1 protein-coding gene is annotated in these 1733 nt (G+C 61.7%); it reads right to left on the bottom strand.

What is annotated here, in order from left to right; genetic code table 11:
• Positions 1–2 precede the first annotated feature (2 nt).
• Positions 3–1733 (bottom strand): adenylyl-sulfate kinase (cysC, locus tag EN851_RS34060; RefSeq protein ID WP_135931038.1); only part of this gene is annotated, 1731 nt, incomplete at its 5' end.

Consider the following 1733-nt stretch of genomic DNA (forward strand, 5'->3'; position numbering starts at 1 on the left):
CGTCAGATGCCGCCGCCATTGTCATATTGCTCTTCGGCAATGTCACGCTCGTCCAGCCAGTGTTCCAGGGTATCTACCATCTCTTCGGCCGACTTGCCGAGCGTCTTGAGATGGATCTCCGGTTTCTCCGGTGCTTCGTAAGGAGAATCGACACCGGTGAAATTCTTGATCTCGCCGTTCAGCGCGCGGGCGTAGAGACCCTTCGGGTCACGCCTGGCGCATTCCTCGAAAGGCGTGTCGACAAACACCTCGATGAACTCGCCATCGGCCATCAATTCCCTGGCCATGCGCCGCTCGGCGCTGAACGGCGAAATGAAGGAGACAATGACGATCAGCCCGGCATCGGCCATCAGCTTGGCCACTTCGGCGACGCGGCGAATGTTCTCGACGCGATCGGCATCGGTGAATCCGAGGTCGCGGTTGAGACCGTGACGGACATTGTCGCCATCGAGAATATAGGTATGGCGGCCTGTGGCGAACAGCTTCTTCTCGAACAGGTTGGCGATGGTCGACTTGCCGGAACCCGAAAGCCCCGTGAACCAGAACACGGCCGGCCGCTGGTTCTTCATGTCGGCGCGCACGCGCTTGCCGACATCGAGCGATTGCCAATGGATGTTTTCGGCGCGGCGCAGCGAGTGCACGATCATGCCGGCGCCAACCGTGGCGTTGCTGATGCGATCGATCAGGATAAAGGCGCCAGTGGTCCGGTTCTCGCCAAACGGGTCGAAGGCAATCGGCGCCCGCGTCGAGATGTTGCAGATGCCGACTTCATTCATCTCGAGCGACTTGGCCGCCTCATGGCCAAAGTCGTTGACGTTGATGCGGTATTTCAAGTCGGTGACGGTGGCGCTGGTCTGATCGGTCTCGGTGCGCAGGATATAGGAGCGGCCCGGCAGCAGCGCATGCTCGTCGAACCAGACGATGTTGGCGGCGAACTGGTCGGCGACCTGCGGCCGCGCGGCCGGCGAAACCAGCATGTTGCCCCTGGAAACCTCGACCTCGTCGTCAAGGACGAGCGTTATGGCCTGGCCGGCCACCGCCTGTTTGAGATCGCCGCCATAGGCGACGATGCGTTTGACATGCGAGGACTTGCCCGATTTGGCGACGACGACCTCGTCGCCTTGCGCAATGGTGCCGGACGCGATGGTGCCGGCGAAGCCGCGAAAATCGAGATTGGGGCGATTGACGTACTGAACCGGAAAGCGGAACGGCAGCTCGGCGGTGACTTCGTCGACCGAGACGGTTTCGAGTTGCTCGATCAGCGTCGGGCCGGAATACCACTTCATGCTGTCCGAGCGGCGGCTGACATTGTCGCCATAACGGGCCGACATCGGGATCGGCACCATGGTCTGGAAACCGAGATCGCCTGAGAACTGCCGGTAGTCCTCGACGATGCTGTCGAAAACCGCCTGGTCGAAATCGACGAGATCGATCTTGTTGACCGCCAGCACGATGTGGCGAATGCCGAGCAGCGAGGCGATGATCGAATGGCGCCGGGTCTGGCGCAGCATACCCTGCCGGGCATCGATCAGCACGATCGCCAGATCGGCGGTCGAGGCACCGGTCGCCATGTTGCGGGTATATTGTTCGTGGCCGGGCGTGTCGGCGACGATGAACTTGCGCTTCGGCGTGGCGAAGAAGCGGTAGGCGACGTCGATTGTGATGCCTTGCTCGCGCTCGGCCTCGAGGCCATCAACCAGCAGCGCGAAGTCGATGTCGTCGCCCGTCGTGCC

The sequence above is a fragment of the Mesorhizobium sp. M8A.F.Ca.ET.208.01.1.1 genome (assembly GCF_004791315.1).
Classification (GTDB): Bacteria; Pseudomonadota; Alphaproteobacteria; order Rhizobiales; family Rhizobiaceae; genus Mesorhizobium.